At 58.2% G+C, this 13,382-nt stretch carries 18 protein-coding genes and 4 tRNA genes; 19 read left to right on the forward strand and 3 right to left on the reverse strand.

Translation table 11 applies throughout. From position 1 onward, the window contains the following. Nucleotides 1-2: 2 nt before the first annotated feature. From nrdR to F6A13_RS01840, 8 genes are all read left to right on the forward strand, one after another. The gene (nrdR, locus tag F6A13_RS01805) at nucleotides 3-494 is read left to right on the forward strand and encodes a transcriptional regulator NrdR (protein WP_113527387.1); all 492 of its coding nucleotides are present in this window, start codon (nucleotides 3-5) and stop codon (nucleotides 492-494) included. Next, nucleotides 484-1,584, forward strand: coding sequence for a bifunctional diaminohydroxyphosphoribosylaminopyrimidine deaminase/5-amino-6-(5-phosphoribosylamino)uracil reductase RibD (ribD, locus tag F6A13_RS01810; protein ID WP_113527388.1), 1,101 nt, complete (start codon nucleotides 484-486; stop codon nucleotides 1,582-1,584). Before nrdR ends, ribD begins: the two co-directional genes overlap by 11 nt. 3 nt (nucleotides 1,585-1,587) lie before the next feature. Then, nucleotides 1,588-2,244: a riboflavin synthase gene (locus F6A13_RS01815; protein WP_113527389.1), complete on the forward strand. Its 657-nt coding sequence runs from the start codon at nucleotides 1,588-1,590 to the stop codon at nucleotides 2,242-2,244. Next, nucleotides 2,241-3,374, forward strand: coding sequence for a 3,4-dihydroxy-2-butanone-4-phosphate synthase (gene ribB / locus F6A13_RS01820; RefSeq protein WP_113527390.1), 1,134 nt, complete (start codon nucleotides 2,241-2,243; stop codon nucleotides 3,372-3,374). The genes F6A13_RS01815 and ribB overlap by 4 nt, the downstream gene beginning before the upstream one ends. Continuing rightward, complete coding sequence (ribE, locus tag F6A13_RS01825) at nucleotides 3,371-3,835, forward strand: 6,7-dimethyl-8-ribityllumazine synthase (RefSeq protein ID WP_113527391.1); 465 nt, start codon at nucleotides 3,371-3,373, stop codon at nucleotides 3,833-3,835. The genes ribB and ribE overlap by 4 nt, the downstream gene beginning before the upstream one ends. A gap of 10 nt (nucleotides 3,836-3,845) precedes the next feature. Continuing rightward, entirely contained in the window at nucleotides 3,846-4,289 is a 444-nt protein-coding gene (gene nusB / locus F6A13_RS01830) for a transcription antitermination factor NusB (protein WP_113527392.1), read from the forward strand. 125 nt (nucleotides 4,290-4,414) lie between these two features. Then, nucleotides 4,415-4,702, forward strand: coding sequence for a DUF2934 domain-containing protein (locus F6A13_RS01835; protein ID WP_113527393.1), 288 nt, complete (start codon nucleotides 4,415-4,417; stop codon nucleotides 4,700-4,702). Between the two features lie 157 nt (nucleotides 4,703-4,859). Beyond that, a complete protein-coding gene (locus F6A13_RS01840; protein WP_113527394.1) occupies nucleotides 4,860-5,432 on the forward strand; it encodes a tetratricopeptide repeat protein in 573 nt (190 codons plus the stop codon). Between the two features lie 17 nt (nucleotides 5,433-5,449). Here the strand turns inward: F6A13_RS01840 and F6A13_RS01845 are convergent, their stop codons facing one another. The 3 genes from F6A13_RS01845 to F6A13_RS01855 all read right to left on the reverse strand — a co-directional run bounded on the left by F6A13_RS01845 (nucleotide 5,450) and on the right by F6A13_RS01855 (nucleotide 8,293). Next, nucleotides 5,450-5,803, reverse strand: a complete 354-nt coding sequence (locus F6A13_RS01845; RefSeq protein WP_113527395.1) for a lipopolysaccharide assembly LapA domain-containing protein — start codon at nucleotides 5,801-5,803, stop codon at nucleotides 5,450-5,452. Nucleotides 5,804-5,857: 54 nt separating this feature from the next. Further along, a complete protein-coding gene (ubiB, locus tag F6A13_RS01850) occupies nucleotides 5,858-7,540 on the reverse strand; it encodes a ubiquinone biosynthesis regulatory protein kinase UbiB (protein ID WP_113527396.1) in 1,683 nt (560 codons plus the stop codon). A 99-nt stretch (nucleotides 7,541-7,639) separates the two neighbouring features. Further along, nucleotides 7,640-8,293, reverse strand: a complete 654-nt coding sequence (locus F6A13_RS01855) for an OmpA family protein (RefSeq protein WP_113527397.1) — start codon at nucleotides 8,291-8,293, stop codon at nucleotides 7,640-7,642. Nucleotides 8,294-8,509: 216 nt separating this feature from the next. Here F6A13_RS01855 and F6A13_RS01860 point away from each other — a divergent pair. The 11 genes from F6A13_RS01860 (at nucleotide 8,510) to rplL (ending at nucleotide 13,343) form a co-directional block, all read left to right on the forward strand. Beyond that, nucleotides 8,510-8,594 (forward strand) — tRNA-Tyr (locus F6A13_RS01860). Between the two features lie 61 nt (nucleotides 8,595-8,655). After that, nucleotides 8,656-8,729 (forward strand) — tRNA-Gly (locus tag F6A13_RS01865). An 8-nt stretch (nucleotides 8,730-8,737) separates the two neighbouring features. Continuing rightward, a tRNA-Thr gene (locus F6A13_RS01870) sits at nucleotides 8,738-8,813 on the forward strand. 45 nt (nucleotides 8,814-8,858) lie between these two features. Beyond that, nucleotides 8,859-10,049 carry an elongation factor Tu gene (tuf, locus tag F6A13_RS01875; RefSeq protein ID WP_113527398.1) on the forward strand — a complete coding sequence of 397 codons (1,191 nt, stop codon included), beginning with the start codon at nucleotides 8,859-8,861 and terminating at the stop codon, nucleotides 10,047-10,049. A 52-nt stretch (nucleotides 10,050-10,101) separates the two neighbouring features. Beyond that, a tRNA-Trp gene (locus tag F6A13_RS01880) sits at nucleotides 10,102-10,177 on the forward strand. A gap of 22 nt (nucleotides 10,178-10,199) precedes the next feature. Further along, nucleotides 10,200-10,550: a preprotein translocase subunit SecE gene (gene secE, locus F6A13_RS01885; RefSeq protein ID WP_113527662.1), complete on the forward strand. Its 351-nt coding sequence runs from the start codon at nucleotides 10,200-10,202 to the stop codon at nucleotides 10,548-10,550. Beyond that, nucleotides 10,551-11,084 carry a transcription termination/antitermination protein NusG gene (nusG, locus tag F6A13_RS01890; protein ID WP_126604540.1) on the forward strand — a complete coding sequence of 178 codons (534 nt, stop codon included), beginning with the start codon at nucleotides 10,551-10,553 and terminating at the stop codon, nucleotides 11,082-11,084. Between the two features lie 53 nt (nucleotides 11,085-11,137). Then, nucleotides 11,138-11,566 (forward strand): 50S ribosomal protein L11, encoded by a 429-nt coding sequence (rplK, locus tag F6A13_RS01895; protein ID WP_012536080.1) that lies wholly within the window; start codon nucleotides 11,138-11,140, stop codon nucleotides 11,564-11,566. A 3-nt stretch (nucleotides 11,567-11,569) separates the two neighbouring features. Further along, a complete protein-coding gene (gene rplA / locus F6A13_RS01900) occupies nucleotides 11,570-12,262 on the forward strand; it encodes a 50S ribosomal protein L1 (protein WP_012536081.1) in 693 nt (230 codons plus the stop codon). A gap of 143 nt (nucleotides 12,263-12,405) precedes the next feature. Then, nucleotides 12,406-12,927, forward strand: a complete 522-nt coding sequence (gene rplJ / locus F6A13_RS01905; RefSeq protein WP_009568780.1) for a 50S ribosomal protein L10 — start codon at nucleotides 12,406-12,408, stop codon at nucleotides 12,925-12,927. Between the two features lie 29 nt (nucleotides 12,928-12,956). Continuing rightward, the gene (gene rplL, locus F6A13_RS01910) at nucleotides 12,957-13,343 is read left to right on the forward strand and encodes a 50S ribosomal protein L7/L12 (RefSeq protein ID WP_009568779.1); all 387 of its coding nucleotides are present in this window, start codon (nucleotides 12,957-12,959) and stop codon (nucleotides 13,341-13,343) included. Nucleotides 13,344-13,382: the final 39 nt, after the last annotated feature.

Raw genomic sequence — 13,382 nt, forward strand, 5'->3', positions numbered from 1 at the left:
TCATGCATTGTCCGTTCTGTGCCTACGCCGATACCCGCGTGGTGGATTCCCGCCTCGCGGATGACGGTGGAAGTGTACGGCGGCGGCGCGAATGTCCTGAGTGCGGGCAACGCTTCACCACCTTTGAACGGGCAGAGCTGGCGTTGCCCATGGTCGTCAAGACCGATGGACGACGCGAATCCTTCAGCGAAGACAAACTCCAGCGGGGTCTGACCCGGGCATTGAGCAAGAGGCCGGTAGCCACTGCGCGGGTGGATGCCGCCGTGCGGATGATCCAGCGCCGTATCCGCGAACGCGGTGAGCGGGAGATCCCGGCGCGCCTCATCGGCGAACTGGTGATGGAGGCTTTGCGTGACCTCGATCCTGTCGCCTATGTGCGTTTTGCCTCTGTTTACAGGCGCTTTGAGGACGTCGATGCGTTCAGCGTGGAGATTGCGCGGATGAAGGAGGCGGAGGTCCCCGGCGGGGGAGACGATCCGAATCGTGGCGACTGAGCAGGATCTTGCCTTCATGGCTGAGGCTCTGGTGCTTGCGAAGCAGGGCCAGTACAGCGCGCACCCCAATCCCTGTGTTGGTGCTGTTCTGGTCAAAGACGGACGCGTCATCGGGCGGGGCGCTCATCTGCAGGCCGGTGAGGCGCATGCGGAGGTTCTTGCGCTGAAGGAGGCGGGTGCTGCTGCGCGCGGCGCTACGGCTTATGTGACTCTGGAGCCTTGCAGTCACTATGGCCGTACGCCGCCCTGTGCGGATGCGCTGATTGCCGCGGGTATCGCGCGGGTGGTGATTGCCATGCGCGACCCTAACCCTCTAGTGGCGGGGCGCGGCGTGGAACGTTTGCGCGCCGCCGGCGTGGTGGCCGAGGAGGGCTGCCTGGAAGCGGCGGCAGAAGCCCTGAATCCTGGATTTCTGCGCCGGATGCGCCATGGCCGCCCCTGGATGCGGCTCAAGCAGGCCATGAGTCTGGACGGCCGGGTGGCGCTTGCCAACGGACAAAGCCAATGGCTGACGGGCGAGGCGGCGCGTGCGGATGTGCAGCAGGAGCGCGCACGGGCCAGTGCCATCCTTGTCGGCATCGGCACGGTGCTGGCCGACAATCCGCGCCTGGCACCACGCCTGGAAACTCCCCTGCGGCGCTATCCGGTGAAAGTCATCGTGGACAGCCATCTGCGCACGCCGCCGGATGCGGCGCTTTTTGGTACACCTGGTGCGGTATGGATTTTCCACCGGCAGGATGCTCCCGTTGCCGCCCGGGCGGCGCTGTGCGCTGCCGGTGCGGAGTTGCTGATCTGTGGCAGCACGGTACAGGGACTGGACTGGCAGGAAGTGACGGGCATGCTGACCGAGCGGCAGATCAACGAGGTGCTGGTCGAAGCGGGGCCTGGCGTCGCTGCCTCCCTGTTCGCGGCTGGTCTGATCGACGAATGGCTGCTTTATGTGGCACCGCTGCTGCTCGGGCAGGATGCGCGGCCGGTGCTTGCTACCGGCCCCTATTCGGATCTCGCGGAGGTGCCGCGCTGGTCGGTGATCCAAAGCTCCCGATTGGGCAACGATATCAAGTGGACATTGCGTCCACAGGAGCGATAGGCGATGTTTACTGGCATTATTCAGGCATTGGGGCAGATCCGCGGGATGCAGCCCCAGAGCGGCGACCTACGGCTGACCGTCGCTGCCGGGAACCTTGATCTTAGTGATGTCCAGTTGGGCGACAGTATTGCGGTTTCCGGCGCCTGCCTGACGGTGGTGGAAGTCCAGCGCGACGCCTTCGCCGTCGATGTCTCCCGCGAAACCCTCGATAAAACCATTCTTGGACGTCTTCAGGTGGGCAGTCCGGTCAATCTGGAAAAAGCTCTGCGACTGGCAGATCGCCTGGGAGGGCATCTGGTCGCTGGCCATGTGGATGGTGTCGGACAGGTTCGCGAAGTGAGCGCCTCGGGACGCTCGCAGGTATTTGCCATCGCCGCACCTCCGGACCTGCTACGCTATGTTGCCGCCAAAGGCAGCGTCTGCGTGGACGGCATCAGCCTGACCGTCAACGCGCTCCGAGGCGACCTGTTCATGCTCAATCTCATCCCCCACACCTTGGCACAGACGACAGCCGCGCAGTGGCGGCCGGGGCAGTCCGTCAATCTGGAGGTGGACCTCATTGCGCGCTATCTGGAACGCTGGGTGGCCACAGGCCCCGGGTCCGGGTTAAAATCAACAGTCGATCGCGATTCACTCGCCGCAAAAGGGTTTCCGGTATGAGCAGTGCCAGTATAAGTTCCGCAGAGGAGATCATCGCCGACATCGCTGCCGGCCGAATGGTGATTCTGATGGACGACGAGGGGCGTGAAAACGAAGGTGACCTGATCATGGCGGCGGAGTTTGTGACACCCGCCGCCATCAACTTCATGGTTTCGCAGGGACGTGGTCTGGTGTGCCTGCCGCTTACCCGTGAGCGTTGCGAGCGATTGCGTCTCCCGCAGATGGTAGGGCATAACACTGCCAACCTCAGCACCGCGTTCACGGTCTCGATTGAGGCCGCCCGCGGTGTCACCACCGGCATTTCCGCCGCCGACCGCGCGGCGACGGTTCAGGCTGCCATTGCCGATGACGCCGGCCCTGAGGACATCGTGATGCCCGGTCACATTTTCCCCCTGGCCGCAGAACCCGGGGGCGTACTCGTTCGCGCCGGTCATACCGAAGCAGCGGTCGACCTTGCGCGACTGGCTGGCTGCAAACCCGCTGGCGTCATCTGCGAAATTCTCAATGCCGACGGCGAAATGGCGCGTTTGCCCGACCTGCTCCCCTATGCTGCGGACCATGGCCTCAAAATTGGCACCATTGCCGACCTGATCCGCTATCGCCTGGAACGGGAGCGGATCGTACAGCGGGAGGCGAGTGGCCCGTGGCATACCCCATATGGCGACTTCGAACTCCACGTTTATCGTGACTGGGTCGCCCGTGAAACGCATTTTGCCCTGGTTCTTGGCGACCTGGAAGCGCATGATGAACCCGTACTGGTACGGGTACAGGTTGGCAAAACGCTGAATGATCTCTTCGCCGGTGAAGCCAGCCCGAATGTCATCGCCTTGCGGCGGATTGCTGCAGAAGGTCGTGGCGTACTGGTCTATCTCCACCATCAGGAGAGTGTCGAAGAACTCCTGCGCGAGATTGCCGCATTGCCTGAAAAGCCCAAGGGGCCTGGTCAGGCAGGCGACGCCGGACGAGTTCTGCGCACCTTTGGTATCGGTGCCCAGATTCTCTCTGATCTGGGGGTGCATCAGGCGGTGGTCCTCAGCGACAGTCAGTTTCAATACCGTGGTATCGGCGGCTTCGGTCTGGAGATCGTCGGCCAGCGTCCCTTTCTGGAAGTCCCCGAGGATGAGTCATGATTCGTCATATCGAAGGCAGTCTGCAGGCCGGTGAGCATCGCTTTGCCCTGTTGGTCAGCCGTTTCAACAGCTTTATCACCCAGCAGCTGGAGCAGGGTGCCATCGATGCGTTGCGCCGTCACGGTGCAAAAGAAGAACAGCTTCATGTCGTTCATGTCCCGGGTGCTTATGAGATGCCGCTGATCGCACAGAAGCTGGCGCGTAGCGGTAATTATGACGCCGTGCTTTGTCTGGGGGCAGTGATCCGCGGCAGTACCCCACATTTTGATTATGTCGCGGCCGAAGTGTCCAAGGGGGTGGCCCAGGTATCCTTGGACACGGGAGTGCCGGTGATTTTTGGGGTGCTGACCACGGACAGCATTGAGCAGGCCATCGAGCGCGCCGGAACCAAAGCAGGCAACAAGGGCTTCGATGCTGCCATGACTGCGCTGGAAATGGTGCAGTTGTTGCGTCAGATCTGAACAGCACTCGATGAAAATCAGTCGCCGTCGTCTGGCGCGTCAAGCTGCTGTTCAGGCCCTCTACCAGTGGCAGATGAACCCGGGCCATTGTGCGGAGATCGAGTTGCAATTTACCTCCGATCCGGAGCGCCTGCAGGGCGCCGATGTCGCTTTCTTTAAAAGCCTCTGGCAAGGAGTCTGTGCCGCAACCTCCGAGCTGGACCCGGCCATCGCCGAGGAAGTGCAGGACCGTCGCTGGGCCGACGAGGTCAGCGAAGTCGAACGGGCGATCCTGCGTCTGGCGGCCTACGAATTGCGGGACTATCCGCAAACGCCATACCGGGTGATCATCAATGAAGCCATAGAACTGGATAAGGACTTTGGTGGTGAGCAAGGCCATCGCTTCGTCAACGCCGTCCTGGATAAACTCGCGCAGAGGTGGCGGGCTGCGGAGATGTTGCAGACCGGTCGCTGATGACACGATGATGGTCTTCATTCTATTCCACAAAATGGAAAGACGTCTTGCCCGGACTTTGAAAACGCTGCCGCCATGTGCTATCTCTTATAAAGCGGTTTTTCATGTCGTTCAGGAGAGTAGTCATGGCGGAAGAGCAACCTAAAAAACGGGTCACAAAGCCCAAGGAAGTTTCAGCGGATCCCAAGGTGGCGCCGACGCCTCGCGCAACGGCGCGGAGTGCGGTCGTCGTGCCCAAGAAGCCCCGGGCTGCCGGACGTCCAAAGTCTCCGCAGGTCTCTGCTGCGGATCGCCAGCGCATGATTGCGGAACGTGCCTACTATCTTGCCGAGGCGCGCGGTTTTGCGGGAGGCGACTGTCAGGCGGACTGGTACGCGGCGGAGTCTTGGATCGACGCTCATCTGTCTGCTTGACGCGTCTGATTTGCGGCGCCTGCGCGGGGAGAGACGCGCAGGCTGTGGCCAGTCGGCAATTCCCGTTTGGCATGGCCTGAAAAACTTCTGGTTATCCGTGAGGTTTTTGGTGTAACCTCGCTATCTGTAAGGTGTGGGCAATCAGCTAGGAGTTTCTATGCGCAATGATCACGATTTCAGTAAACGATTCCTTCCTGCTGTCTGTGGGGCAGTATTTTTGGCGCTTTCTGCGCCCTGGGCCGGTGCGCATACCGCAAGCGGTGTAGCCCCGGAAGATGTGGCTGCCGCCCACTCTGCGGATCTCACCACGGCCAGGCTCGAGAATACGATAGGTACTCGTTGTGCCTTGGGTGACGGAGTTCCGCAAAATTATAGCTTGGCTGCACATTGGTTCAATAAGGCTGCCCTCCATGGTTACGCCAAAGCGGAATACAACCTTGGCATGCAGTATTATTTTGGCCAGGGCGTGAACAAGGATGAAGCCAAAGCAGCTTACTGGTGGGAGAAGGCGGCAGCGCAGGGTATTCCCGCCGCTCAGTACAACCTGGGCAATCTCTATTTCCTGGGGCAGGGGGTGCCGCAGGACTATGGCAAGGCCGGCCTCTGGTGGCGCAAAGCAGCGGCGCTTGGCAACGTACAAGCCAGCCGTAACCTGGCGACTTTAGCGCAAGTACACCCAGAGTACCGGGAGGTGGCTGCTGTTAGGGAAAAGACGGTAGCTGCACCATGACGCGCGACTGATCACCTTCAGTCCGCGCTTCTCCCAGTGTTGCCGGTCGCCGTGTTGTTGCCTTTCTGGACGCGCATGGCGGCTGCATGTTCCTTTTCGAAGTACTCCCGCTTGCCGCGTTCCGCGTTGAGCTGCCCTTCAAGATCGGTCTCGCGTCGTTCATGGCGGCGGATCTTCAGCTTGTTACGGATATGTGTGGGTAGGTAAATCAACATACTCGCAATAAAACCGGCGACAAAACCACTAAGCAGGACCACCCCCTGGGATTGTGCAAACGTCCACGAGAAGAAATGAATGGTGGCGGGTGCTCCGTTCTGAACCGCGAAAATGACAGCCAGCGCCGCTATCAAAAATGAAACGACCATCCACATGACACCCTCCTTTCCCTAGCTCGGTGTATCTGTTGTAACGGACCCCCGCCTACCTTAGTCGCGACGGACAAATATGCTGCGTACCCATCTGGTCCCTGCCCAGAGCGCCATCGGCAGGATAATCAGCCAGGCCCACACCGGCAAATGAAGTACCGGGCTATCCAGCCGGTGCTCCAGCGCCGCAATAATACCCAAGCCTACCACAATAAACGTGCCGCCTACGCTATAGGTAAGTTTTTGCAAACCATTATGCAGTTCCTGCCGAATACCCTGGATGTCGTTGCTACGGATCACCAAGGGTAGTTCACCCTGCTGGGTCTGGCGCAAGATGTTATGAAGGAGCACCGGTATTTCCGGAAGAACCAAACCCCACTGGGGAAAGTATCGTTTCAGCTCGGACCACCAACCCTGCGGACCGCGCTGACGGCTGAGCCATTCTGTCAGAAGCGGCGTAGCCACTTCCCAGATATTGAGTGCCGGGTTGAAATCACGGGCGATGCCCTCGACGTTGACCAGCGTTTTTTGGAGCAGCAGGAGTTGTGGCTGGGTTTGCATATGAAAGGCGCGCGTAGTCTGAAAGAGCCGCAGCAACAGGCTGGCAACGGATATTTCATTCAGCGGTTTTTCGAACACCGGCTCCGCAATGGCACGGATGGCGGTTTCAAAATCCTGCACATTGGTATCCGCTGGGACCCATCCGGCTTCCACATGCGCTTCTGCCACGCGCCGGTAGTCGCGTCGGAAAAACGCAACCATATTTTCTGCAAGGTAATGCTGGCTTGCATCATCCAAGCTGCCCATGATGCCAAAATCCACTGCGATGAAGCGCCCGTTCTTCGGGTCGATGAAAATATTGCCGGGATGCATGTCCGCGTGAAAATATGCGTCACGAAAGACCTGCCGGAAAAAGATTTCCGCAGCGCGCCGCGAGAGCTGATCAAAATCGATGCCGGCATCATGAAGTGCCTCACGCTGACCGATGGGGATACCATAAATGCGCTCCATCACCAGTACCGGAGACGCGCAATAGTCCCAGTATATTTCCGGCACATAGAGCAGTTCCGGTTCTGCGGTAAAATTACGTCGCAACTGACTGGCGTTGGCCGCTTCACGTAGCAGATCCAGTTCCCCGCGAATGACTTTCGCGTATTCTGCGACAACGGCGCGCACCCTCAGGCGCCGGCCTTCCTGAGAGTAGCGCTCCGCGAGATCAGCGAGCAGCGCAAGGATGGCCAGATCCTGTTCGATGATCCATTGCAAGCCCGGCCGTCTGACCTTGATCGCGACCTCGCGGCCATCCAGCAATTGCCCGAAGTGCACTTGGGCAATGGACGCCGCTGCGGCAGGCTGATCATCAAACCGGGAGAAGATCGCATCCAGCGTTTTGCCAAGCGCTGCCTCGATGATCTGCCGGGCAACATTGGAGGGGAAAGGGGGTACTGCGTCCTGGAGTTTCGCAAGCTCATGAGTAATGTGGTCGGGAAGTAAATCCCGGCGGGTTGAAAGCATCTGTCCTAGTTTGATAAAGGTGGGGCCCAGTGTTTCCAAGGCCTCGCGCAGGCGTTCGGCAAAGGAGCCCTGGGGACGCGGCGCCAGCCATGTCATGGGGTTTAGGCGCAACACGGCCTGATATGGTTTTAACAAAGGAAGAAAATACAGCACTTCGTCCAGGCGGTAACGCACCAGAACGCGGGTGATTTGCAGTGTTCGCACAAAACGAAGGAAGGACTGTCGCATGGCGTTTAGTCTATCACGGAAACGATGCCATGCGCCGCCATGGCCGCCGCAAAAAAAGCGGGCCTTGGCTGGCCCGCATCTGCAATATTTGGAAGGAGATTAACGAACGGTCTTCTGAACCTTGATGCTGGAATTGATTTCCACGCGCTGATTCAGGAAGCGGCCTTGGGGGGTAGCGTTCGTGGCGACCGGATTGTCGTAGGAGTGACCCTTCAGTACCATACGATCACTCGCCACCCCGTGATGGGCCAGGTACTGTGCGACACTCTGGGCACGCAGCTTGGACAGCTTGAGATTGTAGGCGTAGGTGCCCACCTTACTGCAATATCCATTGACGTCGAGTACGGCCTCGGGATGATTTTTGGCAAAACTCGCCACTTCGTCCAGTACCCGGATGTCATGATCCAGCAGCTTGTACGAATCGAACTTGAAGTTGATACCGGTGATGGTGATCGGCTTGCTCACCAGGATCGTCTGCTCCACAGGCGCGATGGGGGCAGGTACAGGGGCCGGAGGCGGTGTCGGCGCAGCTGCCACGGCGACCGGCGCGGGCGCACAATAGGCGGGTACTGGACCATCCGTTACCGGACGCCCGCCACGCACGCAGATACCCCGACTGGTGACAACAGGCTTGGCGCCGTGGTTGACTGCATAACCCACATAGCCACCGTCCGCATAGGCTGCGCTGGCGAAAAGCCCCCCGCTGATGGCAACCAGCAGTGTGATACCTTTGATTCCTTTAATATGTTCCATTATCAAAACCCTCCTCTCTCAAGCCCTGGCGAAGCTGCCCGGCAAAAAACCTGCACTATTCTTTTACAGGATGTTGTAAATGGGCAACGATGTCAAGGCGCTGAAAGCGCAGAATACGCATCATTCGTCAAGTTGATGTGCGTTCCGGAAGTTTCCGGACGCCCGGCACCGCTTGACAAAGAAATACCCAGGCCGCACAATGCGCCGCTAATCGTGGGAGGGGTTCCCGAGCGGTCAAAGGGATCAGACTGTAAATCTGACGGCTCTGCCTTCGGAGGTTCGAATCCTCCCCCCTCCACCAAGCTTTTATTTTTATGGCATTCTGCCTAGAGCGGGCGCCAGTATGGCAGGTTTTGATTTGTGCGGGTGTAGTTCAATGGTAGAACCTCAGCCTTCCAAGCTGATGGTGTGGGTTCGATTCCCATCACCCGCTCCAGTGTCCATGCCCACATAGCTCAGTCGGTAGAGCACTTCCTTGGTAAGGAAGAGGTCACCGGTTCGAATCCGGTTGTGGGCTCCATATTTTCGGGTCTTTCTTGGGTCTGGTATTCTTGGGGAGTGTCTGATGTCCAAAGGGAAATTTGAGCGGACGAAGCCGCATGTCAACGTGGGAACGATTGGTCACGTGGACCATGGCAAGACCACATTAACGGCGGCGCTGACGAAGGTGTTGTCGGCGAAGTTTGGCGGAGAGATTCGCGCCTATGATCAGATAGACAATGCGCCGGAAGAGCGGGCGCGAGGGATCACGATAGCGACCTCGCACGTGGAATACGAGACCGCGAATCGTCACTATGCCCATGTAGACTGTCCGGGTCATGCGGATTATGTGAAGAACATGATCACCGGGGCGGCGCAGATGGACGGCGCGATCCTGGTGTGTTCGGCAGCGGACGGCCCGATGCCCCAGACCCGTGAACATATTTTGCTTGCCCGTCAGGTGGGCGTTCCCTATATCGTCGTGTTTCTGAACAAGGCGGACATGGTGGATGACGCCGAGCTGCTGGAATTAGTGGAAATGGAAGTGCGTGAACTGCTGTCCAAGTACGAGTTCCCCGGTGATGACATCCCGGTGATTATCGGCTCGGCGCTGAAGGCCCTGGAAGGGGATCAGAGCGACATCGGGGAGCCTGCGATTTTCCGTTTGGCGGATGCCATGGACAGCTACATCCCGATGCCCGAGCGTCCCATAGACAAACCCTTCCTGATGCCGATAGAAGACGTATTTTCGATTTCGGGTCGTGGCACCGTGGTGACCGGGCGTATTGAGCGTGGTGTGGTGAAGATTGGCGATGAAATCGAGATTATCGGCATTCACAACACCGCCAAGAGCATTGTCACCGGCGTAGAGATGTTCCGCAAGATTCTGGATCAGGGGCAGGCCGGAGACAATGTCGGGGTACTGCTGCGCGGCACGAAGAAAGATGACGTAGAGCGTGGTCAGGTACTGGCCAAGCCTGGCAGCATCAAACCGCATACGCGTTTTGAAGCGGAAGTATATGTGTTGTCGAAAGAGGAAGGTGGTCGACACACGCCGTTTTTCAACGGGTACCGCCCGCAGTTTTACTTTCGTACGACGGACGTAACGGGTGCGGTGGAATTACCGGAAGGTGTGGAGATGGTGATGCCGGGAGACAACATATTGTTCAAGGTTGCGTTGATTGCGCCGATTGCGATGGAGGAAGGTCTGCGTTTCGCGGTACGCGAAGGCGGTCGTACCGTTGGCGCCGGCGTCGTCTCCAAGGTGGTCGAATAAGTTTTCATGTTGTAGTGTTGAACGGCGGCATTGTCCGCCGTTTGCCGTCTGCAGGGCAGTAGCTCAATTGGTAGAGCAGCGGTCTCCAAAACCGCAGGTTGGGGGTTCGAGCCCCTCCTGCCCTGCCATTATTAAAAAGGTGTGGTGTTCATGTCGGAAAAAGTGAAGCTCTATTTTGCGGCAGGATTCGCTGCCCTCGGGGTATTCGCCTATTTCCTCATCCCCATCCACTTCGGTACGTATTACCCTGGTGCGGCGCTGATTCTGGCTTTGTTGATTGCTACCGGTCTTTTCGCTTCCAGCAACAACGGCAAGGCGCTCCTGATCTTTTTTCGGGAAGCATACGTGGAGTTGCTGAAGGTGGTTTGGCCGACGCGCCCCGAGGTCTTGCGCAGTACGGCCATCATTATTGGCTTGATCGTGGTAATTGCCATCTTCCTTTGGCTGGTGGATATGGCACTCCTTGGGATCGTGCGCCTGCTACTCGGAGGAGTCGCGTAAATGTCTATGCGTTGGTATGTGGTTCATGCGTTCTCGGGCTTCGAGAAAAAGGTGCAGGGCGAGATCCGCGAGCGTGCCAATCGGGAGGGGCTTGCCGACAAGTTTGGTGATATCCTCGTTCCCGTCGAAGAAGTGGTGGAAATGCGGGGCGGTCAAAAAACGAGCTCGCAACGAATGTTTTACCCCGGTTATGTCTTGGTGCAGATGGAAATGGACGACGTGACTTGGCACCTCGTCAAGAGCACACCACGGGTCACCGGATTTGTCGGCGGCTCTGTAGGGCGCCCCCATCCGCTGAGCGACGCAGAGACCAACGCCATCATGGACCGCATCAAGGAAGGCGTTGAGAAACCGCGTCCGAAATTCAGTTTTGACGCAGGTGAGCAGGTGCGTGTCGTAGATGGCCCGTTCAAGGATTTCAACGGCGTCGTCGAGGAAGTCAATTTCGAAAAGAGCAAGTTACGAGTTTCGGTGACCATCTTTGGTCGCTCCACGCCCGTAGAATTGGATTTTGGCCAGGTCGAGAAGGCCTGATCGTTTTCAACAGAGGGAGCCTGACGGCGTTCGCACCTCGCAGGAGTTAAATTATGGCAAAGAAAATAACGGGATATATCAAGCTGCAGGTAAAGGCTGCGCAAGCCAATCCAAGCCCGCCTATCGGCCCGGCTTTGGGTCAGCGTGGATTGAACATCATGGAGTTCTGCAAGGCGTTCAATGCCCAGACCCAGGGTGTTGAACCGGGTTTGCCGTTACCCGTGGTCATTACTGTTTTTGCAGATAAAAGCTTCACTTTCGAGGTGAAAACGCCACCAGCAGCGGTGCTGCTGATGAAGGCTGCGGGCCTGCCAAAGGGCAGCGGGCGTCCCAATACGGTAAAGGTTGGTAAGGTTTCGGAAGCGCAGATCGAAGATATCGCCAAAACGAAAATGCCGGATCTCAATACGCAGGATATCGAGTCGGCAAAGCGCAGCGTGCGTGGTACTGCCCGCAGTATGGGCCTGACGGTGGAGGGCTGAAATATGGCGACGAAATCCAAGCGCACACTTGCCATCAGGGCGATGGTGGATCGGAATAACCGTTACGCGATCGAGGAAGCCCTCGAGCTCGTCAAGAAGATGGCCACGACCAAGTTCGACGAGTCGGTGGATGTGGCGGTAGGTCTGGGTATTGATCCGCGCAAATCGGACCAGGTGGTGCGTGGTGCGGTAGTGCTTCCCCATGGCACCGGTAAGCAAATGCGGGTGGCCGTTTTTGCCACCGCCGATAAAGCGACCGAAGCGCGTGAAGCCGGTGCCGATATTGTCGGCATGGAGGATCTTGCGGAGTTGGTAAAGGCTGGGCAGATGGACTTTGACGTGGTCATTGCTACGCCGGATGCCATGCGTGTGGTGGGCACCCTGGGTCCCGTACTGGGTCCCCGTGGTTTGATGCCGAACCCCAAAGTCGGAACGGTGACTGCAGATGTTCGTACTGCCGTAATCAATGCCAAGGGTGGACAGGTGCGTTATCGCGCCGACAAAGGCGGTATCGTGCACAGTACCATCGGCAAGTCTTCCTTTGAGGTGAAGGCGTTGCAGGAAAACCTGCTGGTGCTGATCGACAGCTTGCGTAAAGCCAAACCGGCCACCAGTAAAGGTATATATATCCGTAAGGTGAACCTCTCTCCGACCATGGGTCCTGGCGTTGCCGTGGATCTGAGTGGTCTCGGCTAAAGATTTCCGTTTCCGGGCGGGAAGGTCGGCGTAAGCCGGCGTACAAAGACCGCAGGGGGCGTAAGCCTTAATGATTTTCCCTGCGTAGGCGACGGCGCGCCAGATCTTCTGGCCGCCTCGGTTAGATAGGAGGTGACATTCACGTGAGTCTCAAACTCGCAGAAAAGGAACAGGTCGTTGCCACCTTGCAGACCAGACTCACTAGGGCGCAAGCCACAGTGGTAGCGGAGTATCGCGGTTTGACGGTGGCGCAGATGACTGTTTTCCGGGCAGAAGCACAAAAGCAGTCGGTGCATGTGCAGGTTGTGAAGAACACGCTGTTGAAGCGCGCCCTCGCGGGAACGCCATTCGCAGTGATGGACCATCTGCTGAAAGGCCCTCTGGTATTCGCGGCAGCAGAAGACCCTGTTGCCCTGGCGAAGCTCTTCACTGACCATGCAAAGCGTTTGGAAAAACTGGTCATTATCGGTGGTGTGCTCAGTGGTAAGCAGATCGATGCGGCGGCAATCGCGCAATTGAGCAAAATGCCCTCACGCGAAGAATTGCTGGCCAAATTGCTCGGCACCATGCAGGCCCCGGTTGCCGGCTTTGTTCGCACCCTTAACGAGGTCCCGAGCCGTTTCGTCAGGACCTTGGCGGCAGTTCGCGATCAGCGCGCTGCTTAAAATCAACTTGAACTGAAGGAGTTAGTAAAATGGCATTGTCCAAAGCGGAAATTTTAGACGCTATTGCGGGTATGACGGTCCTCGAGCTGTCTGAACTCATCAAGGAAATGGAAGAGAAGTTCGGCGTATCTGCAGCGGCCGTCGCGGTCGCAGCACCTGCCGGTGGCGCGGCGGCTGGCGAAGGTGCGGCTGCTGTGGAGGAACAGACCGAATTTGACGTGATCCTCACCGCCGCCGGTGCCAACAAGGTGAATACCATCAAGGTGGTTCGGGCCATCACCGGTCTTGGCCTGAAGGAAGCGAAGGATCTGGTTGACGGTGCGCCGAAGCCTGTGAAGGAAGGCGTAGCCAAGGCCGAAGCCGAAAGTGTCAAGGCGCAGCTCGTCGAGGCCGGTGCCGAGGCGGAGATCAAGTAATCTATAGTTGATGTAGTAACCCTTATCGGCTGGCCGCGT

Source organism: Acidithiobacillus sp. 'AMD consortium', assembly GCF_008926505.1.
Lineage (GTDB): Bacteria > Pseudomonadota > Gammaproteobacteria > Acidithiobacillales > Acidithiobacillaceae > Acidithiobacillus > Acidithiobacillus ferridurans.

What these genes read in the sequence shown, in the direction of transcription:
- nrdR (WP_113527387.1), top strand. Translation starts at nt 3, where the DNA reads ATGCATTGTCCGTTCTGTGCCTACGCCGATACCCGCGTGGTGGATTCC.
- F6A13_RS01815 (WP_113527389.1), top strand. Translation starts at nt 1,588, where the DNA reads ATGTTTACTGGCATTATTCAGGCATTGGGGCAGATCCGCGGGATGCAG.
- ribB (WP_113527390.1), top strand. Translation starts at nt 2,241, where the DNA reads ATGAGCAGTGCCAGTATAAGTTCCGCAGAGGAGATCATCGCCGACATC.
- ribE (WP_113527391.1), top strand. Translation starts at nt 3,371, where the DNA reads ATGATTCGTCATATCGAAGGCAGTCTGCAGGCCGGTGAGCATCGCTTT.
- nusB (WP_113527392.1), top strand. Translation starts at nt 3,846, where the DNA reads ATGAAAATCAGTCGCCGTCGTCTGGCGCGTCAAGCTGCTGTTCAGGCC.
- F6A13_RS01835 (WP_113527393.1), top strand. Translation starts at nt 4,415, where the DNA reads ATGGCGGAAGAGCAACCTAAAAAACGGGTCACAAAGCCCAAGGAAGTT.
- F6A13_RS01840 (WP_113527394.1), top strand. Translation starts at nt 4,860, where the DNA reads ATGCGCAATGATCACGATTTCAGTAAACGATTCCTTCCTGCTGTCTGT.
- F6A13_RS01845 (WP_113527395.1), bottom strand. Translation starts at nt 5,803, where the DNA reads ATGTGGATGGTCGTTTCATTTTTGATAGCGGCGCTGGCTGTCATTTTC.
- ubiB (WP_113527396.1), bottom strand. Translation starts at nt 7,540, where the DNA reads ATGCGACAGTCCTTCCTTCGTTTTGTGCGAACACTGCAAATCACCCGC.
- F6A13_RS01855 (WP_113527397.1), bottom strand. Translation starts at nt 8,293, where the DNA reads ATGGAACATATTAAAGGAATCAAAGGTATCACACTGCTGGTTGCCATC.
- tuf (WP_113527398.1), top strand. Translation starts at nt 8,859, where the DNA reads ATGTCCAAAGGGAAATTTGAGCGGACGAAGCCGCATGTCAACGTGGGA.
- secE (WP_113527662.1), top strand. Translation starts at nt 10,200, where the DNA reads ATGTCGGAAAAAGTGAAGCTCTATTTTGCGGCAGGATTCGCTGCCCTC.
- nusG (WP_126604540.1), top strand. Translation starts at nt 10,551, where the DNA reads ATGTCTATGCGTTGGTATGTGGTTCATGCGTTCTCGGGCTTCGAGAAA.
- rplK (WP_012536080.1), top strand. Translation starts at nt 11,138, where the DNA reads ATGGCAAAGAAAATAACGGGATATATCAAGCTGCAGGTAAAGGCTGCG.
- rplA (WP_012536081.1), top strand. Translation starts at nt 11,570, where the DNA reads ATGGCGACGAAATCCAAGCGCACACTTGCCATCAGGGCGATGGTGGAT.
- rplL (WP_009568779.1), top strand. Translation starts at nt 12,957, where the DNA reads ATGGCATTGTCCAAAGCGGAAATTTTAGACGCTATTGCGGGTATGACG.